General features: G+C 45.1%; 22 protein-coding genes. 10 read left to right on the top strand and 12 right to left on the bottom strand.

Annotation, left to right across the window (positions count from 1 at the left end):
- Positions 1–16: 16 nt before the first annotated feature.
- Positions 17–637 carry an FKBP-type peptidyl-prolyl cis-trans isomerase gene (locus R7Z41_RS03955; RefSeq protein WP_005383137.1) on the bottom strand — a complete coding sequence of 207 codons (621 nt, stop codon included), beginning with the start codon at positions 635–637 and terminating at the stop codon, positions 17–19.
- A gap of 232 nt (positions 638–869) precedes the next feature.
- Between R7Z41_RS03955 and R7Z41_RS03950 the strand changes: the two genes are divergently transcribed.
- On the top strand, positions 870–1466 hold the full coding sequence (locus R7Z41_RS03950) for a LysM-like peptidoglycan-binding domain-containing protein (RefSeq protein ID WP_033906006.1): 597 nt from the start codon (positions 870–872) through the stop codon (positions 1464–1466).
- A gap of 89 nt (positions 1467–1555) precedes the next feature.
- On the opposite strand, the gene R7Z41_RS03945 is transcribed toward R7Z41_RS03950, so the two are convergent.
- Positions 1556–2017: a GNAT family N-acetyltransferase gene (locus R7Z41_RS03945; RefSeq protein WP_033906124.1), complete on the bottom strand. Its 462-nt coding sequence runs from the start codon at positions 2015–2017 to the stop codon at positions 1556–1558.
- A 142-nt stretch (positions 2018–2159) separates the two neighbouring features.
- On the opposite strand from R7Z41_RS03945, the gene dbpA reads away from it, so the two are divergent.
- The gene (gene dbpA, locus R7Z41_RS03940; RefSeq protein ID WP_213916451.1) at positions 2160–3539 is read left to right on the top strand and encodes an ATP-dependent RNA helicase DbpA; all 1380 of its coding nucleotides are present in this window, start codon (positions 2160–2162) and stop codon (positions 3537–3539) included.
- Between the two features lie 54 nt (positions 3540–3593).
- On the opposite strand, the gene R7Z41_RS03935 is transcribed toward dbpA, so the two are convergent.
- A complete protein-coding gene (locus tag R7Z41_RS03935) occupies positions 3594–4172 on the bottom strand; it encodes a Crp/Fnr family transcriptional regulator (protein WP_033906009.1) in 579 nt (192 codons plus the stop codon).
- A 97-nt stretch (positions 4173–4269) separates the two neighbouring features.
- Complete coding sequence (gene cpdB, locus R7Z41_RS03930; RefSeq protein WP_225478099.1) at positions 4270–6231, bottom strand: 2',3'-cyclic-nucleotide 2'-phosphodiesterase; 1962 nt, start codon at positions 6229–6231, stop codon at positions 4270–4272.
- A 275-nt stretch (positions 6232–6506) separates the two neighbouring features.
- Here cpdB and cobA point away from each other — a divergent pair, with 275 nt between their 5' ends.
- The 5 genes from cobA (at position 6507) to cysC (ending at position 12417) form a co-directional block, all read left to right on the top strand.
- Positions 6507–7382 carry a uroporphyrinogen-III C-methyltransferase gene (cobA, locus tag R7Z41_RS03925; protein ID WP_213964172.1) on the top strand — a complete coding sequence of 292 codons (876 nt, stop codon included), beginning with the start codon at positions 6507–6509 and terminating at the stop codon, positions 7380–7382.
- A gap of 59 nt (positions 7383–7441) precedes the next feature.
- Positions 7442–8350 (top strand): sulfate adenylyltransferase subunit CysD, encoded by a 909-nt coding sequence (gene cysD, locus R7Z41_RS03920; RefSeq protein ID WP_005379592.1) that lies wholly within the window; start codon positions 7442–7444, stop codon positions 8348–8350.
- A gap of 18 nt (positions 8351–8368) precedes the next feature.
- A complete protein-coding gene (gene cysN / locus R7Z41_RS03915; RefSeq protein ID WP_318136334.1) occupies positions 8369–9799 on the top strand; it encodes a sulfate adenylyltransferase subunit CysN in 1431 nt (476 codons plus the stop codon).
- Between the two features lie 251 nt (positions 9800–10050).
- Positions 10051–11775 carry an SLC13 family permease gene (locus tag R7Z41_RS03910; protein ID WP_005379596.1) on the top strand — a complete coding sequence of 575 codons (1725 nt, stop codon included), beginning with the start codon at positions 10051–10053 and terminating at the stop codon, positions 11773–11775.
- 24 nt (positions 11776–11799) lie between these two features.
- Positions 11800–12417 (top strand): adenylyl-sulfate kinase, encoded by a 618-nt coding sequence (gene cysC, locus R7Z41_RS03905; protein ID WP_005379598.1) that lies wholly within the window; start codon positions 11800–11802, stop codon positions 12415–12417.
- 89 nt (positions 12418–12506) lie between these two features.
- Here cysC and R7Z41_RS03900 read toward each other — a convergent pair whose 3' ends face one another.
- From R7Z41_RS03900 to R7Z41_RS03870, 7 genes are all read right to left on the bottom strand, one after another.
- Entirely contained in the window at positions 12507–13412 is a 906-nt protein-coding gene (locus R7Z41_RS03900; protein ID WP_005379599.1) for a TIGR03899 family protein, read from the bottom strand.
- A gap of 322 nt (positions 13413–13734) precedes the next feature.
- On the bottom strand, positions 13735–14229 hold the full coding sequence (locus R7Z41_RS03895; RefSeq protein ID WP_005379600.1) for a DUF3299 domain-containing protein: 495 nt from the start codon (positions 14227–14229) through the stop codon (positions 13735–13737).
- Positions 14230–14233: 4 nt separating this feature from the next.
- Positions 14234–15493, bottom strand: coding sequence for an ABC transporter permease (locus tag R7Z41_RS03890; RefSeq protein WP_047101909.1), 1260 nt, complete (start codon positions 15491–15493; stop codon positions 14234–14236).
- Positions 15490–16218, bottom strand: a complete 729-nt coding sequence (locus R7Z41_RS03885) for an ABC transporter ATP-binding protein (RefSeq protein WP_005379603.1) — start codon at positions 16216–16218, stop codon at positions 15490–15492. Before R7Z41_RS03885 ends, R7Z41_RS03890 begins: the two co-directional genes overlap by 4 nt.
- A gap of 52 nt (positions 16219–16270) precedes the next feature.
- Complete coding sequence (gene zrgA / locus R7Z41_RS03880) at positions 16271–16924, bottom strand: zinc uptake protein ZrgA (RefSeq protein WP_025768357.1); 654 nt, start codon at positions 16922–16924, stop codon at positions 16271–16273.
- Between the two features lie 133 nt (positions 16925–17057).
- Positions 17058–17357 (bottom strand): DUF2607 family protein, encoded by a 300-nt coding sequence (locus R7Z41_RS03875; protein ID WP_005379608.1) that lies wholly within the window; start codon positions 17355–17357, stop codon positions 17058–17060.
- A gap of 226 nt (positions 17358–17583) precedes the next feature.
- The gene (locus tag R7Z41_RS03870) at positions 17584–18135 is read right to left on the bottom strand and encodes a YtfJ family protein (RefSeq protein WP_005383122.1); all 552 of its coding nucleotides are present in this window, start codon (positions 18133–18135) and stop codon (positions 17584–17586) included.
- Positions 18136–18350: 215 nt separating this feature from the next.
- Between R7Z41_RS03870 and R7Z41_RS03865 the strand changes: the two genes are divergently transcribed.
- On the top strand, positions 18351–18551 hold the full coding sequence (locus R7Z41_RS03865) for a DUF1107 domain-containing protein (protein WP_005379612.1): 201 nt from the start codon (positions 18351–18353) through the stop codon (positions 18549–18551).
- Positions 18552–18621: 70 nt separating this feature from the next.
- On the opposite strand, the gene msrA is transcribed toward R7Z41_RS03865, so the two are convergent.
- Positions 18622–19260: a peptide-methionine (S)-S-oxide reductase MsrA gene (msrA, locus tag R7Z41_RS03860; RefSeq protein ID WP_017633451.1), complete on the bottom strand. Its 639-nt coding sequence runs from the start codon at positions 19258–19260 to the stop codon at positions 18622–18624.
- Between the two features lie 167 nt (positions 19261–19427).
- On the opposite strand from msrA, the gene R7Z41_RS03855 reads away from it, so the two are divergent.
- Complete coding sequence (locus R7Z41_RS03855) at positions 19428–21140, top strand: autotransporter assembly complex protein TamA (protein ID WP_005383121.1); 1713 nt, start codon at positions 19428–19430, stop codon at positions 21138–21140.
- On the top strand, positions 21137–24901 hold the full coding sequence (locus tag R7Z41_RS03850) for a translocation/assembly module TamB domain-containing protein (RefSeq protein WP_225478106.1): 3765 nt from the start codon (positions 21137–21139) through the stop codon (positions 24899–24901). The genes R7Z41_RS03855 and R7Z41_RS03850 overlap by 4 nt, the downstream gene beginning before the upstream one ends.
- Positions 24902–24906: the final 5 nt, after the last annotated feature.

The raw sequence follows: 24906 nt of genomic DNA, 5'->3' as shown, positions 1-24906 counted from the left end.
TTGAAAATGGTTTCAATTAGATAATATCTAATAGTTCTACTTCGAAAACTAAAGCTGCAAATGGAGGGATAGCCGCACCAGCGCCACGCTCACCGTACGCAAGATCTTGTGGTACGTATAGCTTCCACTTAGAGCCAACAGGCATTAGTTGTAGTGCCTCTACCCAACCTTTGATTACACCTGTAACAGGGAATTCAGCAGGTTGACCGCGAGATACAGAGCTATCGAATACAGTACCGTCAGTTAGCTCACCGTGGTAGTGAACGCGAACTGAGCTTTCTGCTGTAGGAACTGCACCAGTACCTTCAGAAATGATTTCGTACTGAAGACCAGAGTCTAGAACGTTAACTTCAGGTCGTAGAGCGTTGTCTTTTAGGAACGCTTCGCCTTCTGCTGCCGCAATTTTTGCTGCTTCTTGGCGAGCTGTTTCTGCACGAGTGTGAAGTTCTTGTAGTGCTTTGTTGATTTCATCAATTTCGATTGATGGCATGTCACCAGTTAGTGCTGTTGCAATACCTGCTGCGATAGCATCAACGCTAAGACCTTCAAGACCAGAGCCTGCAAGTTGCTGACCCATTTGCAGACCAATGCCGTAGCTTGCTTTTTGTTCTGCAGTTTCAAATTTAATTTCAGACATGAATGTCGCTCTTATTAGGAGTGATAAAGGTAACAGGATATCAGTTTCGAGCTTAGGTTTAAATGATTGCGACTGAATGCTTAATTGAGGCGACCAGGTTGTGACTTATCTCTTACTCCAAGTGAAATTTCTGCTAATTTAATCCCAATTCCATTTTAGTTTGGTGAAAAACATATACTCTCCGCGTCGGTATTTTTATACTGGCCGTAGAAGTATTAAGGGACTCATTACAATGAATCGTCGCAGAAAGAAAAAGCAGCAAGTCGACTATGTCGAGTTGGTTAAACAAAAATTCGCTGCTATCGACTGGAAGCAGCCGTTCAACAAAGAGCAATGGTTGGAGCGTATACAGCCTGTTAAGCAGTTTTGGTTGCGCCTGCCTAAATTTCATCAGCGTGCTTTGATGGTCTTAGTGCCATTGATTCTGGTACTCCTTGTTATTCCTTTGCCTAATAAAACAGACCAGCCAGTTGAGCAGACTGAGGTCGATCATCAACGCGTAGCGATTGAGCTGAACGCGCAGAGTTTAAGCCAGCAGAGAACCTCTCAGAACTCTGGACCGAAATCTGAAGACTGGAAAGAGTACACGGTTAAAAATGGTGATACATTAGCGCAGGTTTTCAGAAGTAATCAGCTCTCTATGGCGGATCTTAGCGCTCTAGTCAAAATAGAAGGCAGTGATAAGCCGCTAAGCCAAATAAAGCAGGGACAGTTGATTCGCTTTAAGCTTAGTGACGAAGGCGAGTTAGATATGCTACAGCTGGAAAAAAGCGGGCGGTCCGTTATGTTTTTCCGTTTATCGGATGGGTCCTTTGGGCGTAACAAGTAAACGCTTCAAATGAAAAGACGCGAATATCGCGTCTTTTTAGTCGGTTTTTCATAGCGATTAGTTTTCATAGTAACCAATCGAATTGAAGCTTATAGCGCTACGGATTCTTTCCGCATATCCACATGAGGGATACCATCTTCAAGATAGCACTCTGAGATAACCTTGAATCCATGACTTGCATAAAACTGGATGAGGTGTTCTTGAGCACCTATATCTATTGTCTGTCCTGGCCATAATGTTTCGCATTGTGCCAAGGCCTTGTCCAATAACTTATGGCCTAAGCCACCGCCTCGCGCGGTCTGCTTTGTCACCACTCGACCAATACTCACATTGTCATACGAGGTGCCTGCGGGCAGTAATCGTGCGCAAGCAACCAGTTCATCACCGTGATAGCCTATTAGATGATAAACGCCTTCCAGTGTGTCCTTACCATCAAGTTCAGGGTAAGGGCAGGTTTGTTCAACAACGAATACATCCACACGCAATTTCATCATTTCATACAGCTGTGTGGTTGTTAGCTGAGCAAAGGGCAAAGTAATCCAAGTGAGCATGTTGTTATCCGTAATGAGAATAGAGTGACTGACTTTACTTTGTTTTGAGCTCATACTCATTAACAAAGGTTAATTAGCACTGGTTTTCCCACCAAATCTGGTGATAATGTGCCCTCTTTCCATCTCACCTGAGGATATCCCCGTGAGCAAACAAACATTCGATCAAGTTGGGCTGAACCCAGCGTTACTCGCCACACTTGATTCCCTGAACTATACCCACATGACGCCAATTCAAGCTTTGAGCTTGCCTGCAATCCTAAAACATCGTGATGTCATCGGGCAGGGTAAAACGGGCTCAGGTAAAACCGCTGTATTTGGTTTAGGGGTTTTATCGAACCTCAACGTCAAACGCTTTCGTGTCCAGTCATTAGTATTGTGTCCAACACGTGAGCTTGCAGATCAAGTAGCGAAGGAAATTCGTACTTTAGGTCGCGGCATTCATAATATTAAAGTGCTTACTCTCTGCGGTGGGATGCCAATGGGGCCACAAATTGGTTCGTTAGAGCATGGTGCGCATATCCTAGTTGGTACTCCTGGTCGTATTTTGGATCACCTTGAGAAAGGCCGAATTGATCTTAGCGAACTGAATACCTTGGTGCTAGATGAAGCTGATCGCATGTTGGACATGGGTTTCCAAGACGCATTAGATGCAATCATCGATGCAGCGCCAAAGCAGCGTCAAACTCTACTTTTCAGTGCTACTTTTCCAGAAAAAATTGAGCAAATTGCGCAGCGTATAATGCAGACACCGGAAGTGATTAAGGTGGAATCGACGCATGATACTTCAAGCATTGCGCAGTACTTCTATAAAGTTGAAGGCTCGGAAGCGCGTGATGAAGCATTGGCGAATTTGCTGCTGACTCACCAACCAGAGTCCGCGGTTGTTTTTTGTAATACCAAAAAAGAAGTGCAAAGTGTCGCAGATGAGTTGCATCACAAAGGATTCTGCGTTATTGATATCCATGGGGACTTAGAGCAGCGTGAACGCGACCAAGCATTGGTGCAGTTTGCTAACAAGAGTGTGTCTATCCTTGTTGCAACAGACGTTGCGGCGCGTGGTTTGGACGTTGATAATCTTGATGCTGTCTTTAACTTTGAGCTATCGCGCGATCCTGAGGTTCATGTGCACCGTATTGGTCGTACAGGTCGTGCGGGTAGTAAAGGTTTAGCGTTCAGCTTTTTTGGTGAGAAAGACGGTTTACGTGTAGCTCGTATTGAAGAATACCTAGAGATGGACGTGGTACCAGCAACATTGCCTGCCAAATCAAATCAGCAGCCATACCAAGCGAAGATGGTGACGATTAACATTGATGGCGGTAAGAAACAGAAAGTACGACCGGGTGATATTTTAGGTTGTTTGACAGGAAAAAATGGTATTCCAGGCTCTCAAGTCGGAAAGATTCACCTGTTCCCTGTGCGCGCTTATGTTGCCGTCGAAAAATCTGTGGCTAAAAAGGCTCTACAAACCATTAGTAACGGCAAGATGAAAGGGCGCCAGTTCCGGGCGCGAATTCTTAAATAGCTCAAATAGCAGAGAAAAAGCTCTTCGTTTGAAGAGCTTTTTTCTTTTTTGAGTTTATTTGAGAGTGTGATCTTTGGTTAAGCGTGCTTTGATTCGACTCAAACTGATTGGCGTAATGCCCAGGTAGGCCGCAATTTGACTATCGGTAATACGTTGCTTTAAATCTGGGTAATGAGCGCAAAATAATTGATATCGTTCCTCTGGAGAGTAGAGCAACATAAAGCGTTCTTTATTCTCTTTATTAACCAGTTGGTTTTCGAGTAGCTTTAAGTAAATGGCGTGCTTTTCTGCTCGCCAGTGATGCAACGTTTCAATTGGCAAGCAAAATAGCTGACAAGCGCTCAGCGTTTCCAATAAGTAAGGCGAAGGTTGGTCCTTTATTATGCTCTCAAACCCGATAACCCAGTCCTTCTCCCAATAAAATTCTTTACTGAATTCTTTGCCGTGCTCAGTGAGATAGCTTGCGTGACATAACCCCTCAATGATGAAGTAAAGGTGTGAGCTCAACTCTCCTTGGTGATTAAGAATGTGGCGTGTAGGCAGTTCGAGCAACTCACCATTTTCAATAAGTTGGTTTGCTTCTGTCTCTAAAAAGCCATGATTGACTAAGTCTGAAAAAAGATCGCTGTGCATGTGATAACTCGGAAACGGTTTTCTTTATTTTAACGGGTTTTATTGATAACAAAAAAGCGGCTCATGAGAGCCGCTTAGTGTTGCTGTCAAATCAACCTTATTTATTCAGATCGATTTGATAAATTGCGAAACCAATGTCGTCTGTTGACACGCGTTTCATTGGGTATTGTCCTTTCTCTTTGATGAACTGCGCCGCTTTATCGCTAGGGGAGGTTTCGAAACGAATATCTAGCTTGTTATCGGACTTAATCGGTGCGAAAGACCAGTTGTTGTCAGCGCTTGGTGTCACTTCTCCTTTTTCTTCACTCACGCGAGAAATATAAGTGGCGACGACAGAGCGGTTTTCATCTGGTGCGTCAAACGCAATGAAATCTGGGCCTGTACCAGGGAAAGTATTGCTATAAGCACGGTAGTTATTGGTTGCGATGATGAAATCTTGCTTCGGATTGAAAGGCTTACCGTTGAACGTCAGGTTCACAATACGCTGAGAATCTGGATTAATCACTTTACAATCCGCATCGTACTTCGGCGGTTGGGTAACGTCGATTTGGTAGTTAACCCCATCAATAACATCGAAGTTGTAAGTACGGAAATTATCCCAATCAATCAAAGATTGCGGTTTAGGATTGTTGATGTCGATGTGGTTGAATTGACCCGCACTGCACTCTAGCCATTCGCGAACTTCTTTACCTTTCACTTTCATCGCAACCAAGGTGTTTGGGTATAAGTAAAGATCGGCCGCATTACGAAAGGTGAGTTGACCGGATTCTACTTCTGTAAAGTTATTCGGATCGTTCTTACGACCGCCGACTTTAAATGGTGCTGCCGCACTCAGTACTGGAATGTCAGAAAGGTCTGGGTCGCCTTGAATAAAGCGTTCTACGTAGTCTTTCTGAGCAAGGTTAACGATTTGAATGGTGGGGTCGTCCTGCACTAATGCCAAGAAGCTGTACATGACATCATTTGCTTTGCCGATTGGTTGGTTTACAAATTCACGAGTGCCTTTGTGATCTTCTTCTAACGCTTTCACAATATCTTCATCGGCTTTAGCTAATGACTTCTTATTTACTTTATCGAAGATAGGGCGTGCTTCTGCTTGGCCTTCGATGACTTGCCATCTGCCGTCTTTCTCTTTCAGCATCAAATCCATCACACCTACGTGACTTCCCCAGCGGCCCGGCATCACGGACGTTACACCATTGATGGTCCCTTTATCTATATCAACACCAGGTAGATTTGCGAAGTCTTTCCCTGGGAAGACGGCGTGAGAGTGGCCAAAAGCAATCGCATCAATACCTTCAACTTCTGTGAGGTAGTAAACAGAGTTTTCTGCGCCTAGTTTGTATGGATCAGTAGAAATGCCCGAGTGTGGAATCGCCACAATCACGTCTGCGCCTTCTTTCTTCATTTGAGGAATCAGTTTCTCTGCTGTTTCCTTAATGTCTTTAGCAAAGACTTTGCCTTCTAAGTTCTTCTTATCCCACACCATAATTTGTGGTGGTACAAAGCCGATGTAACCCACTTTTATTTGATGCGCTTCGCCGTTTGTGTCTTTAAATGTGTGAGTTTTGATGAGGTAAGGCTTGAAGTAGTGCTCGCCTGTCTTCTTGTCGAAAACGTTAGCACTAACATAAGGGAAGTTCGCACCGTCGATAGAGTTTTTCAGGAACTCAAGGCCATAGTTGAACTCATGATTGCCAATGTTGCCCACATCGTAGTCTAGCTTGTTCATCGCTTTGTAGACTGGGTGCACGTCGTCGGGGTTAATCCCCTTTGCCGCCATGTAATCGCCCATTGGGCTGCCCTGAATTAAATCACCGTTATCTATTAGTACCGCGTTTTCTGCCTCGGACTTAGCTTGTTTCACTATTGTTGCTGCGCGACTTAAACCGATTTGCTGTGATGGTTGGTCTTTGTAGTAATCGTAATCCATTACGTTGGTGTGAATGTCGGTGGTTTCGATAATACGAAGCTTGATGGTATCGGCCATTGCTGGGCCAGCAAGCGTTAGCATGCCACTTAATACTGCGAGGGAAATAGGATGAACTGCCACTTTCATTTGGTGCTCCAATTCGATGATAAGGGGAAATCGCACTGCGTAATGTATCAAACACAGGTGCAACTCGATGATAAAGATACAGAAAACTGTGAACATTAATCAGTTTACTGAACCTTATTCATATTAACCGCCGACTTTTGCACGCTTTTGAATGAGACCAAACAAAAACTTCTTAGCAGATTTTTGAATAAAAAATGAAATTTTAGAATTTCAGGTAATATAAACGCCCCGCCATAATGCTTGCATAACGATATCAATGGACGATGAGCAAGCACATGGCAACGAACGATTCAGTCACTTCTTTTCCTAAACCAAAGCCCCGGTTAGTTTCTGACAACCCAGTCGCTGGTGTTACTCGTTTTGCAAAGCAATCGCTACAGCCTGGTGAAGTCGCCTTAGTAGGTGCAGGACCAGGCGATCCTGAACTTCTGACGGTGAAAGCACTGAACTGCTTGCAGCAAGCTGACGTGGTTTTGTACGACTACTTGGTGTCTGAAGAAATCATGGCATTGATTCCAAGCGATACGATTTTAGTGTGCGTTGGGAAGCGAGCTGGGCATCACAGTGTGCCGCAGGAGAAGACGAATCAGCTTTTGGTGGATTTTGCCAAGCAGGGCTACAAAGTAGTGCGCATTAAAGGTGGTGATCCGTTTGTATTCGGTCGTGGTGGTGAAGAGTTAGAAGTGCTTGCTGATGCTGGCATTCGTTTTCAAGTTGTCCCTGGCATTACCGCAGCAGCTGGCGCAACCGCTTATGCTGGTATTCCACTGACTCATCGTGAGTATGCGCAATCGGCCATCTTTGTGACTGGCCACTTGAAAGAAGAAAGTGATGAGATGGATTGGTCCACGTTGGCGCGTGGGAATCAGACTTTAGTGATCTACATGGGGCTGATGAAATCACACTATATTCAGAATCAACTCATTAAGCATGGCCGTTCAGCGTCGACTCCGATTGCCATTATTGAGCGTGGCACGCAGATTCAACAAAAAGTATTTACGGGAGAACTCTCCCAACTCTCTGATTTATCGAAGGAAGCACAGTCGCCATCTTTGATTGTTGTCGGAGAGGTAGTGCGACTGTCTCAAAAGTTAGACTGGTTTTTGTCTAGTACTGAATTCAACAAAAGTGCTATTGCCAACTCCATATAATTTCAGACCAAAGATTAGAGACGTAATGCGCCTTCAAGCTTAAAAAGGAAATACAAAACATGGACCAACAACGTTTAACTCACCTTAAACAACTCGAAGCGGAGAGTATCCACATCATCCGTGAAGTTGCGGCTGAGTTTGATAACCCAGTCATGATGTATTCGATTGGTAAAGACTCATCAGTGATGCTGCACCTTGCGCGTAAAGCTTTTTACCCAGGTAAGATTCCATTTCCATTGCTGCATGTCGACACCGATTGGAAGTTCCGCGAGATGATTGAATTTCGTGATCGCACCGCGGCCAAATACGGTTTTGAGCTTTTGGTACATAAGAATCCAGAAGGTCTAGCCATGGGCTGTAGTCCGTTTGTTCATGGTTCTTCTAAGCACACTGACATCATGAAGACTCAAGGCTTAAAACAAGCGCTGAACAAGTACGGTTTTGATGCGGCCTTTGGTGGTGCGCGCCGCGACGAAGAGAAATCACGGGCGAAAGAGCGCGTGTATTCATTCCGCGATAAGAACCATACATGGGACCCTAAAAACCAACGTCCTGAGCTATGGAAGACGTACAACGGTCAGGTCAATAAGGGTGAGAGCATTCGTGTATTCCCACTGTCTAACTGGACTGAGCTTGATATCTGGCAATACATCTATTTAGAAAACATCGAGATCGTGCCGCTTTACCTCGCGGACAAACGCCCAGTTGTTGAACGCGATGGCATGCTGATCATGGTTGATGATGATCGTATGGAGCTTCAACCGGGTGAAGTGATTGAAGAGAAGAGTGTGCGCTTCCGTACCCTTGGTTGTTATCCATTGACCGGGGCCATTGAGTCTGAAGCGAACACTTTAACTGGCATTATTGAAGAGATGCTGGTGGCAACGTCGAGTGAGCGCCAAGGCCGAGCGATCGACCACGATCAGTCAGGATCGATGGAGCTTAAGAAACGTCAAGGTTACTTCTAAAGGATCTAAGGAAAGATAATGAACAGTGCAGTTGAAGCTCAATTAGCCGAGCTTGGTATCGAAGGCTATTTAACACAACACCAGTACAAGTCGTTACTTAGATTCTTGACTTGTGGCTCGGTGGATGACGGTAAAAGTACATTAATCGGTCGCTTACTCCATGACTCAAAACAAATTTATGAAGATCAGCTAGCGGCAGTGCATTCAGACAGCCAACGTGTGGGTACCACGGGTGAAAAGCCCGACCTTGCGTTGTTGGTCGATGGCTTACAAGCTGAGCGAGAGCAGGGGATCACGATTGATGTGGCTTACCGCTATTTCTCGACGCAGAAACGTAAATTCATCATTGCAGATACTCCTGGACACGAGCAGTACACACGTAACATGGCTACAGGCGCATCGACATGTGACTTAGCTGTGATTCTGGTTGATGCACGTAAGGGCATTCTCGATCAAACTCGTCGTCACTCTTTCATTTCCAACCTGTTGGGTTTGAAGCACTTTGTTGTGGCGATCAACAAGATGGACTTAGTGGATTACTCCCAAGAGCGCTTTGAAGAGATCCGCGATGAGTATCTGAAGTTCTCTGAGAATCTGACAGGGGATATTGATATTCAAATCATCCCGATCTCAGCGCTTGAAGGGGACAATGTGGTGGATAAAGGCCAAAACCTGACTTGGTTTAAAGGCCCATCATTGCTTGAGCTTCTTGAAACGGTCGATGTGGATCAAGAAAAAGGCGCGGGTGAATTCCGCTTCCCTGTGCAATACGTTAATCGTCCTAACCTCGATTTCCGTGGTTTTGCGGGGACCATTTCTTCTGGTTCGATCAAAGTCGGTGATGCCATTAAAGCATTGCCATCGGGTAAAACGTCAACTGTGGCACGTATTGTGACCTTTGATGGTGATATTGAAGAAGCTCGTGCCGGATTAGCTGTCAGTCTGACGCTAAGCGATGAGATCGATATTAGCCGTGGCGATTTGATTGTTCTAGATAATGCTCAAGTGGAAACCACAAACCATTTGCTTGCCGATGTGGTGTGGATGACAGAGCAACCCCTGCAACCGGGTCGTGACTATGACATCAAAATCGCAGGTAAGAAAACCGTAGGTCATGTTGAAGCGATTGGTCATCAATATGACATTAATAATCTCTCGACTCATAGCTCGGCAGAGCTGCCATTGAATGGTATTGGTTTGTGTGAATGGTCTCTTAATGAGTCAGTCGCGCTGGACAATTATCAAGACTGTGCAGATACCGGTGGCTTTATCATTATCGATCGTCTGACGAACGTGACGGTTGGTGCCGGCATGGTTAAAGAGAGCCTCGCCGTGGTTGAGCGCGATTTGACGGACATCTCTGCGTTTGAAGTTGAGCTTAATGCGCTTGTCCGTAAACACTTCCCACACTGGGAAGCAAAAGACGTCAGCCAGTTTCTGAAAAAGTAACTGGCTCACCCAAGTACGATAATTTCAGACACTGTCTGCTGTTGTACTTGGGGCGTCGCTACCTAACTGAATTGCGAAATGTCGTTAGGTATTCTCCTAATACCAGAATGCTTCGGTGGAGCCCAAGAAAACCGAGCATTCTGATGTTCTTTTCGCTTGCGCTGATTTTTGTCTGTTTACTCGTTTGTCGGTGTCTCATGGATAAATGAGTCGTTGTTGTGCCCTTTGGGGCTATTTGGTAAGGAAAGGCTATGTGGGAACAAGGGTTTGTGTTAGCGATTTTGCTTGGCATTATCACTTGCTTGCTTGTCACGAAAATTAAGCCTAGTTACGTCTTTGCGGGTGCCGCTTTTATTGCATTCATGGCTGGGATGATGGATTCAGCCACTATCGCATCCAATTTTACCAACTCTTCATTGTTAACCCTGGTTCTATTGATTCTTGCATCCTGTGCTCTAGAAAAAACACTGCTGATCAGTTGGGTGAGCCGAAGTATCTCTGAGGGCCAGTTAGGCAGCGTGATTGCTAAGCTCGGTGTATCGACAGCCTTGCTCTCTTCATTTACGAATAATACCGCTGTGGTTGTCTCATTGATTGGGGCGATTAAGCGTAATCAGCAGCATGCACCTTCGAAATTACTTATTCCCTTGTCTTATGCCGCCATTTTTGGTGGCACGTTAACTTTGATTGGTACGTCGACTAACTTAATCATCAACAGCTTTGTCGAAGACGCAGGCTTACCGAGCCTGAGCTTTTTTACACCTACGATGATAGGTTTGGCTGTGCTGGTGGGAGGGATGCTGATTCTTATCCCGCTTAGCTACTTGCTACCGAATTATGATGATCAAAACCAAGAAGATTTACCTTACTTTCTTGAGTCTCGCGTTGAGCCAGGCTCACCGCTAGTTGGGCGTACGATCAGCGAGAATAATTTACGTGCGCTGCGCAAACTGTTTCTTGCAGAAGTGGTGCGCGATGGTGTTACTGTTTCTTCTGTGGGACCGGATTTTGTGCTCAATGCAAAAGACCGTCTGTTATTTTGTGGCGATGTTGAGAGCGTCGCTACCCTGCAAGAAATTCCGGGCCTCAAGTTGTTTGGTCAGCAGCACTTAAATGGGCAAAACTTTATCGAAGTTGTGGTGAGCTCGTCGGCGACATTTTGCTACAAAACCCTCAAAGAGAGCCGATTCCGCGACCGATTCGATGCCGTTGTTGTGGCGATTCGCCGAGGCCACGAACGCCTAGAGGGTGGCTTGGGTAGCATTACCTTAGCGCCAGGGGACACGTTAGTTCTGGTTCCAGGCAAGCGTTTTGAGTCTGAACGCCGAGCTCATCGTAAAGAGTTTGTCTTAGTGCATGACTTGGACTCTAGCGCTCGGCTTGATACGAATAAGTCTTCCATTGTATTACTGGGCTTTGCAGCCGTAATTGGATGCGCTCTATTAGAGTTAGTGCCAATTATTAAAGGTCTAGCTGCGTACCTTATCGCGCTTATTGCGTTTGGTATTGTGCAGATTTCAGAACTGCGCCGCCGTTTTCCGATCGATATCGTCGTGATTGTCGGTTCCGCTTTGTCTATTGCTCAACTGATGATCTCTTCTGGATTGTCAGAAAGAATGGGAGTGATGTTTATTGAAGCGTTTAATGGCTGGGGAGTATTTGGTGCCTTGGTGGCGACTTATATCATGACATTGGTACTCACTGAATTGGTGACAAACAATGCCGCGGCTGCGCTTTCTTTTCCTATCGGCTATAGCATGGCGGTGGGTTATGGCGTGGATCCGATGCCATTCATCATGGCGGTTTTGTTCGGCGCGAGTGCGAGCTTTATCTCTCCCTACGGTTACCAAACTAACCTGCTGGTGTACAGCGTAGGAAATTACAAATTGACCGACTACGTGAGAATTGGAGTGCCAATTTCGATTGTGTACTCTGTATTAGTACTTACTTTGATCCCGGTCTTTTTCCCGTTTTAATTCCGATATTTACAAGGATACGTTATGACTGCCGAAACGACGGTAAAAGATGAAAACATTGTTTGGCACCAGCATTCGGTTGATAAACAGTTTCGTGCTGAATTAAAGAAGCAAAAACCTGCCGTATTGTGGTTCACTGGTCTATCTGGAGCGGGTAAATCAACCGTAGCAGGGGCGTTGGAAAATCGCCTTGCAGCATTGGGTTACCACACCTATTTATTGGATGGTGACAATGTACGGCATGGTTTGTGTAGCGATTTAGGTTTTTCTGAACAGGACCGTCGCGAGAACATTCGTCGCATTGGTGAACTGGCGAAGTTGATGGCAGATGCGGGTTTAATTGTTCTGTCGGCGTTTATTTCACCGCATCGTGCAGAGCGGAAGTTAGTACGCGATTTATTGCCAGAAGGCGAGTTTATCGAAGTGTATGTCAATGCATCTCTAGAGGTTTGCGAAGGTCGAGATCCTAAGGGTTTATACCGTAAAGCCCGTGCGGGAGAGATTCCTAATTTCACTGGTATTGATTCGGAATATCAAGCGCCAGAGAACCCTGAAATCGATTTGCCCGCGGGAGAAAAGAGTGTCGATGAGCTGGTGGATTTGTGCTTAATCGATCTTAAACAACGCGGTGTGATCCGATAAAAAAGCATTTAGATCATAGGTGACCTAAAGCTCTTTGAGCAGCTTGATAAGTATTTGGATCATAGGTGATCAAATGCTTCTCAAGCTGGCTAGACGGTATGATGAACCGTACTTTTAGCTTCACTATGGACACTAAACCTATGATTTAACAGTGCAAGCATTTGATCGTAGTATTCGGCATGTGGTTTGTTACCGAGCAAGGTACAGAGCTCATTACCTGTGGGTGTGAATCGGTAATATAAAAGGCGGACACCTTTGCTGTTTACGTTCAGTGATAAGTTTTTACCTTGGTAGGTAAGGACCAACGGTGTCTCGATACTAATTTCGCCAGATTCAAGTTCGGCACTGTGCAGCAGCCCTAGTTCAATTAAGAGCAACAAGCTTGAATACGGCAGTTGAAAACTTCCCATATTTAGGCTGTTAGCGACGTCTCGCTTGCCGAAGCTAAATATGCCTCCTTGCGCTTTGTAACCAATCAGCAGTTTTCTGCTGTGATCCCCTCCAAAACTGCACGCTAAAGAGGCAGCTCTTTGCAGAGTTTGTGCTTCCTTTGGTGACATATCCTTGAGGGTTTTCAACGCTTTCATGGACGTTGAACCCGGGTTGGTCACTTCACGCTTCATCACTTGAGCCCATAGCTTTTGCATCGCGCTGTTATGGATGTCTTGAGCCATCTCAAAAAATCGATGCAACCAATCTTGGTCTGGCTCTCCCGCTGTCTCATCTCGGCATGAACTGTGCGCTAATTTTAAAATCTGTTCTAAGTTTTTTTGTCGCTGTTCTTGGCGTCGTTGCTCTCGCAATTGGGCTCTTTCAAACGCAGATTTGGCTGGCGGTTCGGTTTGCAGTAAGGCGTCAAGACCGTGTATTTGGGCTATGGTTTTTACCTTACTAGCACTGTCTTTTATGTAGCCTTGTTTCTTTTCTTGTTGCGTATTTTTTTTTGTGTCTGACTGATGTTCGATGACAACAGGTTGCTTTGTCGGGTCTGCCATTCGTTTTCCTACCAAGAACTGCGCGGTTCGCACGTTTAAATTTACACCTTATCTGACCAAGCGACCAGACAGGAGTTCTCAGTTTTTGAACGAATAGGGCTATTCAAAATGATAATGAGTTGTTAAAATTGTTATCGTTATTTTGGAGGGGCTATGAAGTTCTCAGAAGCAGGTAAACTCAAAAAGCACCTGTCGATAGCGTTTCTTTTGGTTATTTATGTGGGCGTGTTAGCGTATTTATCTCGTTATATCGTGTAGCACAAAGCTAAAAAAGGCGCCAGTGTGACGCCTTAGGTGTAGCGAGGCTTATCGACGACTTAAATTACATATCGTCGTAGGCTTCTATTTCTGATCCCTCAATAACGTAAGCCGTTTCTGCCAGTTCGTGGTTTATCGTCTCGGTTTTCAACGTTCCAACCACATATATAACATCCCACAACTCTTGAACAGGCGCGCCTTTCGGAAACTTCACGTAAATGATCTGGTTTGGAGGCGGTGGTGGCACGTGAATACAAGCTCCAAAATATGGCACCAATAAAAATTCGGTGACGGTATCGGCATCACCTTCAAGTGGGATAACAAACCCCGGAATTTTAACTTGGCTTCCGTTCAGTTCTGGTCGAACGTTACCAATCTTGGACTGCTGGGCTGCGCCACCACTGTGATCAGATGCGGGCATGCCTATACTGTCGAACAATTTACGCTCTTTTTCTGGAACAAGGTCAATCCAGTCAAGCTTTAATGGTTCTTCGCTGGCCATAACAGGCGCTGTGAATGCGACGACCAGCAAGCAACTTGCGAGTATTTTTTTCCACATTTTATTAAATCCTTATTGTCATTCCGTCACTCAGTGACTGTCGGTAGGCGCGGAGTGCGGGAATGAAACCAATCACAATACCAGCGCATTGTACGAAACCTAATAGCATCCACTCATAAGTAGATAAGATGCTTAAGGTGAGATGTATTCCATAGTGCTGTTGGATGATCGGCTGCGCGATAGTAAGAATGGCATACAGCCCAGTAACGCCAGTAATAATACCAGCAGCAGTGAGCAAGCTGGCTTCACTAATTAATAGTGAGAAAACATGACGAGGCCTTGCTCCCATGGCTCGCAAAATCGCCATTTCACGGCGGCGTTCCTGTAGGCTAGTTAATAGACTGCTTAACATACCTAACAACCCTGCGATCACGACAAAACCAGATACTGCCATTAGGGCTTGCTCTGCAACCGACATCATTCCCCATAACTCATGCAACGCAACGCCGGGCATAATGGCGCTGAGCGGCTCTTTGGGGTAGGTGTTAATTTGTCTTTGCAGGGCGAAAGTTTGAATACGAGATTTCAAACCAACGAGCATAGCGGTAATTTGTTTGGGCTGAAAGTCTCTGTTTTTGAGATCTTGTGCCTTGGGTGTCGGGCCCAAACGCGCACCACTTTCCCATCCGACGTGAATGGCTTCGATGGCTTCCAATGATACATGGACAGTTTTGTCGACTGGTGTTCCTGTAGGTGCAAGGATACCGACAACTTTAAATGGCAGATTGTCATGACGGCTAAAGCCAACGTCGCTAATGCCGTGGGCAATGATGATTTCGCTACCGATATCATAACCAAGTTGTTTAGCGACATCAGAACCTAGCACGGTTTCAAATAAACCATTGAATTCTCTGCCCTTGCTAAATGTTAGTGGTTGCTTACTTCCAAACTTGTAATGCTCAAAGTAACTGTGATTGGTTCCCATAACTCGGAAGCCTTTATGCGAGTCGCCAAGCGAGATTGGAATAGCCCAATCGACTGAACGATGATTGGCAAACTCTTGGTAGCTTTTCCAATCGATGTTGTTGGTCGCATTACCAATACGAAACACAGAATAGAGCAATAGGTTCACTTGCCCAGAGCGTCCACCAATAATGAGGTCAGTGCCTGAAATTGTATTGGCGAAGCTATCCTTCGCTTGAGTTCGGATACGCTCGACGCCCAAGAGGAGTACCACTGAAATCGCAACGGTCATGATGGTTAGAATTGCCGTCGCTTTGCGGTTCATCAAGCTTTTCCAGGCGAGCTTTACAACAGCACTCATGATATGGCTCCTAGGCTAGATACTTGATTAATGTCGGGTAGATTGAGCGTGCGATCGAATAAGGGTTCGAGTGTTGGGTCGTGGCTAACGAATACCAGTGTGGCATTGGCTTGATTCGCTTGCTCCATAAGGAGCTCAATAAATGCTTTACGATTGTCATAGTCTAAAGCTGAGGTTGGTTCGTCAGCGATCACTAACTCTGGATGTCCTATCAGAGCTCGAGCCGCAGCCACACGTTGTTGTTGACCAATACTCAATTCAGAGACAGGGCGTGTATGAAGCTCGTTTGGCAAGTGCAGTCGTTCTAGTAGGGCCTGAGCCTGTTCATTTAATGTTTGAGATGAGGCACCTAAATGGGCACGGTCACGTCGTATTTTACTGAACTGACATGGCAATAATACGTTTTCAAGTACGTTAAGGTACGGCAATAAATTGAACTGTTGAAAGATGTAGCCAATATGATTGGCGCGAAAGCGGTCTCTCTGACTGGCACTTAAACTAGCAAGGTCAGTATCGAGTACAGATAGAGAGCCTGAAGTTAATGTGTTAATCCCCGTCAACAAAGCGAGCAAGGTCGATTTACCGCAGCCACTTGGACCTTTGATAAACACATGCTCGCCTTGTGTAATGTGTAATTTGGGGATGTGGATGGTTGGGTTGGTTGAACCGGGCCAGAAAAATTGGGCATCCTCTAGCTCGACAACATTTGGTGTGGTTTCAGTCATATTAAATCACCAAAGCTGTGGCGTGTAAGTGGGTACTCACACGCCACTCGTGTTATTTGATTACGATTTGGGTGTTATCTTTGCTTAATTTAATTGCTGATTGCATGGTATCAGTGAATATATTGACGCTGATGGACTCTGTAGTTGGGAATTGGTTAAACCAATCGGTTTGGATTTGGCTAAGCTGATTAACTTGTTCGCAATTGAAGCGATATTGCACCGAAAACTCACCGTGACCGCCATGATCGTGCGCCTCATCATGATCGTCATGGTGGTCATGTTTATCATGATGTTCATTATGATCATGGTGTTCGTGTCCTTCATGATCGTGATGTGCATGGTCATCATGGTCGTGCTCACTATGATCATGTTCCTCATGAGTTTCGCTTAGGTTGTGGCTCACGTAAGCTTCTTCAACATTACAATCAGCTTGTGAGTTAATAGCGAACAATGCGTTGCTGTCTTCGAGTGTAGCGACGGCTTGTTTAAGCGCTTGCTCTTGTTGTGCGTTTTCTGGAGCATGTTCGAAACCCACAACATCAGCTCCAGGAGCTGTGATCTCTACTAACAGATCTTTGCCATCTTGGGCGATATTAAACTCGACGTGACCATGCACATGAGCACCATGCTGGCGGTATTCGTTTGCATTCGCTGCTGTCGATAAAGTGAGGCCAATAGCAAGGGCTAAAACGTGTTTTGATGACATTGTATTTTTCCTAATTTTACTGGCATTAACCAAAGGCGGTATTGCTCAGATTCGAGTTTCACTAAGTTATTGTTCCTGACACACTAGGTGCGGAAATGAACTCAATAATTTTGAGTGTGGAATAGTTTGGAAATTAAGCAAAATAAGGAGGGGCACGAGCAGCGCCAAGAACTTCTTCGCCGTACACGAGATGCAAAAAAACATGATGATGCTGGGCGCGCGTAAAAGTCGGTGTAGAGAGGGTAGGTTGTACCTTTGCTATACCGTGCTGAACACCAGAAAATAATTGGCAATGATGATGGGTATGATGGTCGGGCGTCAGATCGACTTGATGGAGTACAACCGCAAAGTTCCAAGCGATCAGCAACGCAACACTGAAAAATAAAGCAGTGCGATACCAATATCTTAGTGTTTTTTGCTGGTGGTGGTACATCTGAGCTCCTCTTACCGACTGTTATAATATAACACCCATAATGAATAAAAGTTCACTCTTTTGTTGGCTAGCAGAAAAATTTAACTCCACACATACGTGCCGAAAAATATTGGTAATACTCTCTGTGGAAGTGTCGCACTTATAAAGAGCAGAGTTGTCACTGCCCATGCTTCTAATCAAATTCATATAGCTCCTTACAACAAGAACAAGGAGCCATTCAATGAAGCTAGATGTTCTGTTTAATAAGCTCAATGACTTTTGTTATCTCATCTTGCTCAAGTGCGCCCTCTTTGACAAACAGAACTTTGCCCGTTTTGTCTTGAACAATAATGGCCGAGCTTTCTTCTTTCAGGTCCCAAGTATTGGCAACTACGCCATTTTCATCAAGAACCATGGATGACCAAGGAAACTCTTTTTTGCTGTCTTGAGCTGAAGACTTCACGAAAGAGCCTGTCCCCCAAATTGCATCATCTTGGTTGATGATAGTCGTCGTCTGGTAGCTTTCTTGTGGAAAATTTGCCGCTGTTATTGCCGACATTAAAGGGGCATTCATCTCTTTTGAACTGCTACGGCCTGCGATGGCTTGAATAACACGAACTTTGCCTTGCATATGTTGAGTTGCCCAGGGTTGGTATGCAACGCCTTCGCCTTGTAAAACAATCTCGCCGTAAGCGGCAACATTGACAGGAGGAACGCTTTTACCCACTGACAAGTTGTGTGCAAAGGTCAAGCTTGGCGTTAAGGCCAATAGCAGAGGTAGGAGAGTCTTAGTTTTCATATTGTTATATTCCGTACGAGGTTTGGAAGCTTCCAGTATATATCCAGATCTTAGAAATTTGTAGGACCGTTGATAACATTTATTTAACGTATGGAGTGGTGTAATCTTGCGTTATATTTAGAATTTGCTAAAATGATTTCCGTCGCAAATTGCGCATTAAGATTGCAGAGGAAAAATAAGCAATCCGTGTTTTCTCAAAGGAATTGAGGTGAGTTATGCTACGTGAGTTTGCTGTATATCGACCATTACAAGTGGCCCGTTTTGTTAAAACGTTGTTCAAAGGTCAATTTTTTATTGTTGGGGTTGGCTGTTTTCAGTTCGACAATGGCAAAGTGTTACTACCTGACGTCAACGATCATAAAAGGCTCACCATCTTTAAAGAAGTAAACCAAGTGATAGCATCATTATCGGCTTAGTTAGCTTGGTACCCACTTAGATTTAGAAAAGAGCGACCATATCGGTCGCTCTTTTTGTTGCTGGTTAGGTTTATCCTTGGAGGCTTGGTGGGAAGCAAACTCCCGTTCCTCCGATGCCACAGTAACCATCAGGGTTTTTCGCCAAATATTGCTGGTGGTAGGTTTCCGCAAAGTAATACGGACCTGCTGGTTGTATTTCGGTGGTGATGTTCGCGCGCTGCTCTTCTTGCAGTGCTTGCTGATACAAGAGTTTCGATTTCTCTGCGCTCTCGAGCTGCTCCGTCGAATAAGTGTAAATTGCAGAACGATATTGAGTACCTAAGTCGTTACCTTGACGCATTCCCTGAGTTGGGTCGTGTTTTTCCCAAAAAACAGCCAGTAGCTTTTCTAATGAGATGACGCGTTCATCGAAAACGACTCGTACGACTTCTGTATGACCCGTTTTACCCGTACAGACTTCTTCATACGTGGGATTGGGTGTGTAACCCCCAGCGTAACCGACCGAAGTAGATACAACGCCGTCGAGTTGCCAAAATACGCGCTCAGCGCCCCAAAAACAGCCCATTCCGAGCAAGATCTGCTGTTGGTGTGACGTCAGAGGCGCCTTTAGGTTAGATTTATTTACAAAATGATGATCGTCAATCTGCATTGGTTGATCTCTACCTGGCAAGGCATCTTCTATACTGATCAATGTTTGTTTGTTGAGCATGGTATTTGTCCTTCAATACGTGTCTTAAATTTGCGAACTTTTTCATTTCGTCTGTATCTGATGCTGTGATGACATAGACCGCGTTAAACCTATTAATATTACAGACTTAGAATCTAATTGGCGTTATCATTATTTACGTTTACTTAACCTCATTCAGCCATAAAAGCATGATAAAAAAAGCTCTCCCCACCATTGTTGGCCTGTTTGCCTTTTCTCATGGTGCCTATGCCGATGTTTCTTTGACTTTGAAAGGCATTGATGGCGCTTTAGAAGAGAATGTCAGTGCGTATCTATCATCTATTCCAGAGAAGGATTACTCCACTTCTCTGCGTTTTCAAGCGAGATTAGATCAAAGTATCACTGAAGCGCTTAACGCGCTTGGGTATTATCATGCAAAAATTTCATACTCTATTCCTGAAGCGAATGATGAGTTAATTGTGCTCATCAAGCCGGGCTTGCCAGTGAAAGTGAAAGTCATGGATGTGGTCATCACTGGAGAGGCCAAGGACGATGAAGAATTTGCAAAACTTATTGAGCGCTCTCCGCTCAAAGTTGGCCAAGTTTTGAATCAAGGCCAATACGACAGCCTTAAGTCAGGCATTCGTAACTTGGCGCTTCAGCGTGGTTACTTCAATGGTGAGTTTACGCTAAGTCGATTAGAGGTTATCCCTGATCTGAACGAAGCTAATGTCCGTTTGCACTACAGCAGTGGAATACGTTTCAATTTTGGCGACGTTTCTTTTATTGGCAACCACATCTGGGAAGACCGTGTCGCATCACTACAACCTTTTAAAGAAGGGGACCCATACAACGTTTCGAAGCTGGGCGAGTTTAACCAGAAGCTATCAAATACGGAGTGGTTTTCCTCAGTTTTTGTTGAGCCTGAATTGGATAGGCTTGATGATGGCCGAGACTTGCCAATTAAAGTGTCTTTATCTCCTGCTTCGAAGAATCAGATCGAGACGGGTATTGGTTACTCAACGGATGTTGGCGTTCGAGGAACGTTGAAGTGGAAGAAACCTTGGGTGAGCTCCCGAGGACACAGTTTCAACACTGCTTTATCCCTATCTAAGCCAGAGCAAACCGTGACTGCTTCTTACAAAATTCCTTTAGAAGATGTCGCTAACGATTATTATCAAGTTCAATATGGGCTTAAAAACCTAGACAACCGTGACACGCAGAGTATCGAGTCTAACCTTGCAGTGGAGCGTCATTGGTTAGCAGACGGTGGTTGGCATAATACCGTTTATGTTCGTCATTTGTACGAGAGCTTTACGCAAGGTTTACAAGATGATGAATTCAACTTCGTACTTCCAGGTGCGACATTTTCTCGGACTAGGGTTCGAGGGGGCAATATGCCAATGTGGGGAGACAAGCAAAGCATCACTATTGAGTATGGTGATACCGCTATGCTTTCTGAAACTAGAGTGCTCCGCTTAATTGGCTCGACATCTTGGATTCGTGGTATTGGAGAGAATCATCGTGGTTTGTTCCGCTTAGAAGGTGGTGCGAATATTACCGATGAACTTGAAAAACTATCACCGTCGCTGCGTTTCTTCGCTGGTGGTGACAATAATATTCGTGGTTACGGCTATGAATCTATTTCACCTGTGGATGAGAGTGGTGCTTTGACGGGTGGTAAATACATTGTTAGCAGTACATTAGAATATCAATATCGTGTTTATGGAAACTGGTGGGCTGCAACGTTTTACGATATTGGTGATGCGTTTAATGAAACACCAGATTGGAAATCAGGTGCTGGTGTTGGTATCCGCTGGGCGTCTCCGGTGGGCCCTGTTAGTTTTGATTTTGCATGGGGGTTGGATGCAAAACCAGAACGAGAGTTTCGTATCCACTTCTCATTGGGGCCTGAGCTATGATCAAAATGATGTTTAAGTGGACCAAATGGCTGTCGCTCAGTTTGATTGGTCTATTGCTGTTGCTCATCATTATTGTCGCGACAGTTTTATTTACCCACCCAGGCCTCAAATTTGCCTTGTGGGGAGCCGAAAAAGCACTACCACAATTGCAGATTGAAAAAGTGCAGGGTTCATTGTTTCCTCGCTTCGAACTGCATAACGTCAGTTTTTTCGATGAGTCTTTGAATATCGACGCCAAAGTCGAGCGTTTAGCATTGGCAGTGAACTTCCGCTGTTTCTTTGACCCTAAGGTCTGTGTCGATGAGTTAAGACTGCAGGGGCTTGACTTTAAGATGCCAGAGCTACCGCCAGCAAGCGAGGAGCAAGAGGAAACACCACCACTGCGTTCTATCAGTACGCCAGTGCCAATTTTTGTTAATAAAGTCAGCTTTAATGACATCAATGTCAATGTGCTGGGCAATCAAATTGATTGGCAAACATTCTCGACAGCTTTGTCGATGCAGGGTGATCGTTTGGTGATCGCACCTACCGCGTTGAAAGACATTAATGTGGCTTTAGCACCAAGTGAGGCTGAACCTGAAGCGGCTGCCGAGGAGCCGAAAGAAACTGACGTTACGCCGCAAGATATTGTGTTACCCGAAGTATGGATTCCACTGACGGTTGAAGCGCGTCGTCTTGATATTCACAATTTCAAACTGGCGGGTGAAACGCCAGTGATCGTCAATCATCTTGGTTTGGTTGCAAGAGCAGGCGGTGAACGTGTTGATGTCAAAACGTTAGAGCTCGACATGCCAGAAGTGGAAGGCAAGTTGAGCACACAAGTGACGCTTTCTTCTAATTACCCTATCAAAGCGCAACTGGACGCGTTAGTGAAGCAAGCGGATGCGAAGGGACAAAAACTGTCGCTTTCGGTCTCGGGTTCGGTTGGTGATTTGTCACTAAATGCTACGCTTTCTGAGCTTGTACAAGCGGAGATCAAAGGTGATATTCAACTGCTTAAAACGCAGTTACCGTTTGATGTCGAGATTAAAAATGTACAGGCGCAATGGCCGCTATTTGGACAAAGCGATTACCAGGTTTCTGTACCAAGCTTGGCGGCAAAAGGCTCACTTGATGGCTACGAAGTCGCATTAGAAACCAAAGCTTCGGGCAAAGATATTCCCGCCGTTGATGTCGCACTAAACGGCAAAGGTACGTTAGAGCAAATTGACCTCGAAAGCCTTGTAGTGAAAACCCTGGGAGGCGAACTCTCTGGGAAAGTCATGGCCAATTGGGCCGCGCCAATCAACTGGCAAGCTGACTTGAACCTGAAAAATATTCAACCAGGTTTACAATGGAAAGAAGCTGAAGGGGATATCAGCGGTAACCTTTCGACTTCGGGATCGTTAACAGAACAAGGCGGTTGGCAAGTCAGTTTGCCTAAGTTAGACATCGACGGCATTTTGCGAGGGTATCCGCTGAATGTTGAAGGGCAACTTGAAGCGTCTGATAAGAACGGCAAAGGCGAAGACATCCAACTTACCACTCAGGGTCTAGCGCTTTCTCATGGTCCAAACCAACTCAGTGCAAAGGGTAAGATAGATAAGCAAATTCTGATGGATGTTGAGGTTAACTTCCCTGATTTTGCGAAAAGTGTTCCGGATCTTGCAGGTAAAATGCAAGGTAAAGTCGCACTACGTGGTAGCTTGAAAGAACCAGACATCAATCTTGATCTCGCTTTAAATCAGATAAACTGGCAGCAACAGGCGAACGTAGAAACGATCACCTTAAAGGGTGATGTGAAGCCTCTGCCAGCACCAAAAGCGAACATAAGCCTAATTGCGAACAACATTACCTATGACGACATAAAAGTTGATAGTGCTGACCTTGAAGTCTCTGGGGATGAAAAACTGCATCAACTGACGCTCGATGTAGTGTCTGACCTGGTGTCGACCAGTTTAGAAATTGAAGGGACATTCCAGCAGAAACCAGAAATGATTTGGAATGGGGCGCTGCGCCGCTTGATGCTGAGCTCGCAACAAGGCCCGTGGGCGTTGCAAAAATCGACCGCGGTGAAGGTCAATATCGACAAACAGATCGCGAACGTTCAAGCGCATTGTTGGTTGCAAGCGGAGTCGAGCGTATGTCTAACCGAAGACATTAGTGTCGGTAAGAGTGGCCAGGCGAAGTTAGCCATCAATGATTTTGATTTTGACCAAATCAAACAATTCCTGCCGCCAGAAACCAAGCTGCAAGGCTCGGTTAATGCACAGGCTTTTGCTAAATGGGCACCAGAGAAAAAGCCTGAAGTAACCTTAAGTGTCAATATGCCAAAAGGCCAAGTTGAACAAGCGCTTGAACAGCCAATTAAAGTCGGTTGGGAAAGCTTCAACTTTAAAGCAGCATTAGCGAAAGACAAGCTTGATGCCGAGTGGCTATTTGATGTGAAAGATAACGGTGACTTGTCTGGTAAGGTTTCTTTACTGAATGTCTCGTCTGAAAAGCCCACTATTGATGGTAAGGTTTCACTCTCTACGTTCCACTTGGACTTCTTGGCACCGTTGATTGGTGAGTACAGCTTGTTTAAAGCAAACATGAATACTGACCTAGCGATATCAGGTGACGTTATGCATCCGAAGGTGAACGGTCAGTTCTTGATTGACCAAATGAAGCTACAGGGTGAAGTCACACCGATAGATATAAACTCAGGGCAGGTCGTCATCAACTTTAAAGGTCATCAAGCGGACTTGAATGCCGGAATTTTAACCCCGGATGGTGAGTTGAACGTTACCGGTGATGCCGACTGGCAGGACTTACAGAACTGGCGCACTAAAGCGCGTGTATTTGCTAAAGAGCTCAATGTTGATTTGCCTCCAATGGTAAAAATCAAGGTTGAGCCTGACATGACAATAGATGTGACCCCTCAGCTTGCGAAAATTGAGGGTGATATTAATTTGCCATGGGGAAGAATTGTCGTCGAAGAGCTTCCACCAAGTGCGGTAGGTGTATCGAGTGATACCGTTATTCTCGATAAAAACTTGCAACCAGTGGACGATGTGGCTGCGATGCCGTTTGATGTGGAAACGAACATCAACATTAAAATTGGTGATGACTTCCAACTTGCCGCTTTTGGCTTAAAAGGTGGGTTGAAAGGGAACCTAAACGTGACACAAAAAGACAAAGGTCCTTTCATCGTTGGTGAAGTGAATGTTGTTGACGGTTCTTATCGTTCGTTTGGTCAGGACTTATTGATTAAAGAAGGTAAGATCCTGATGAATGGTCCACCAGATCAACCTTACTTGTCTATCAAAGCGATTCGTAATCCAGACAATACCCAAGATGATGTCATTGCGGGGGTACAAGTGTCGGGCCCAGCATCTGATCCGAGTATAGAAATTTTCTCAGAGCCCGCGATGAACCAAGCCAATGCACTTTCTTATCTACTTCGTGGTCAAGATATTGATGGTGAAGCCGGTGGTAATGCAATGACGACTACCTTAATTGGTTTAAGCTTGGCGAAGAGTGGTCGTGTGGTTGGTGAAATCGGTGAAGCCTTTGGCGTACAAGATTTACAGCTGGACACTGCTGGGTCGGGCGATGATTCGCAAGTGACGGTGAGTGGTTATATTCTGCCAGGTTTGCAGGTGAAATATGGTGTCGGCATCTTTAACTCCCTAGGTGAGTTCACTGTGCGTTACCGATTGATGCAAGACTTGTATTTAGAAGCGGTATCTGGTGTAGATAGCGCCGTTGACCTACTCTATCAGTTTGAGTTCGATTAAAGTGC

The sequence above is a fragment of the Vibrio sp. 1457 genome, assembly GCF_033340195.1.
GTDB classification, from domain to species: domain Bacteria; phylum Pseudomonadota; class Gammaproteobacteria; order Enterobacterales; family Vibrionaceae; genus Vibrio; species Vibrio alginolyticus.
This window is presented reverse-complemented; position numbering and strand designations above follow the sequence as displayed.

Bases quoted from the DNA above. Each gene is read 5' to 3' on its own strand.
- R7Z41_RS03955 (WP_005383137.1), bottom strand. From the start codon at position 637: ATGTCTGAAATTAAATTTGAAACTGCAGAACAAAAAGCAAGCTACGGC.
- R7Z41_RS03950 (WP_033906006.1), top strand. From the start codon at position 870: ATGAATCGTCGCAGAAAGAAAAAGCAGCAAGTCGACTATGTCGAGTTG.
- R7Z41_RS03945 (WP_033906124.1), bottom strand. From the start codon at position 2,017: ATGCTCACTTGGATTACTTTGCCCTTTGCTCAGCTAACAACCACACAG.
- R7Z41_RS03935 (WP_033906009.1), bottom strand. From the start codon at position 4,172: ATGCACAGCGATCTTTTTTCAGACTTAGTCAATCATGGCTTTTTAGAG.
- cpdB (WP_225478099.1), bottom strand. From the start codon at position 6,231: ATGAAAGTGGCAGTTCATCCTATTTCCCTCGCAGTATTAAGTGGCATG.
- cobA (WP_213964172.1), top strand. From the start codon at position 6,507: ATGGCAACGAACGATTCAGTCACTTCTTTTCCTAAACCAAAGCCCCGG.
- cysD (WP_005379592.1), top strand. From the start codon at position 7,442: ATGGACCAACAACGTTTAACTCACCTTAAACAACTCGAAGCGGAGAGT.
- cysN (WP_318136334.1), top strand. From the start codon at position 8,369: ATGAACAGTGCAGTTGAAGCTCAATTAGCCGAGCTTGGTATCGAAGGC.
- R7Z41_RS03910 (WP_005379596.1), top strand. From the start codon at position 10,051: ATGTGGGAACAAGGGTTTGTGTTAGCGATTTTGCTTGGCATTATCACT.
- cysC (WP_005379598.1), top strand. From the start codon at position 11,800: ATGACTGCCGAAACGACGGTAAAAGATGAAAACATTGTTTGGCACCAG.
- R7Z41_RS03900 (WP_005379599.1), bottom strand. From the start codon at position 13,412: ATGGCAGACCCGACAAAGCAACCTGTTGTCATCGAACATCAGTCAGAC.
- R7Z41_RS03895 (WP_005379600.1), bottom strand. From the start codon at position 14,229: ATGTGGAAAAAAATACTCGCAAGTTGCTTGCTGGTCGTCGCATTCACA.
- R7Z41_RS03890 (WP_047101909.1), bottom strand. From the start codon at position 15,493: ATGAGTGCTGTTGTAAAGCTCGCCTGGAAAAGCTTGATGAACCGCAAA.
- R7Z41_RS03885 (WP_005379603.1), bottom strand. From the start codon at position 16,218: ATGACTGAAACCACACCAAATGTTGTCGAGCTAGAGGATGCCCAATTT.
- zrgA (WP_025768357.1), bottom strand. From the start codon at position 16,924: ATGTCATCAAAACACGTTTTAGCCCTTGCTATTGGCCTCACTTTATCG.
- R7Z41_RS03875 (WP_005379608.1), bottom strand. From the start codon at position 17,357: ATGTACCACCACCAGCAAAAAACACTAAGATATTGGTATCGCACTGCT.
- R7Z41_RS03870 (WP_005383122.1), bottom strand. From the start codon at position 18,135: ATGAAAACTAAGACTCTCCTACCTCTGCTATTGGCCTTAACGCCAAGC.
- R7Z41_RS03865 (WP_005379612.1), top strand. From the start codon at position 18,351: ATGCTACGTGAGTTTGCTGTATATCGACCATTACAAGTGGCCCGTTTT.
- msrA (WP_017633451.1), bottom strand. From the start codon at position 19,260: ATGCTCAACAAACAAACATTGATCAGTATAGAAGATGCCTTGCCAGGT.
- R7Z41_RS03855 (WP_005383121.1), top strand. From the start codon at position 19,428: ATGATAAAAAAAGCTCTCCCCACCATTGTTGGCCTGTTTGCCTTTTCT.
- R7Z41_RS03850 (WP_225478106.1), top strand. From the start codon at position 21,137: ATGATCAAAATGATGTTTAAGTGGACCAAATGGCTGTCGCTCAGTTTG.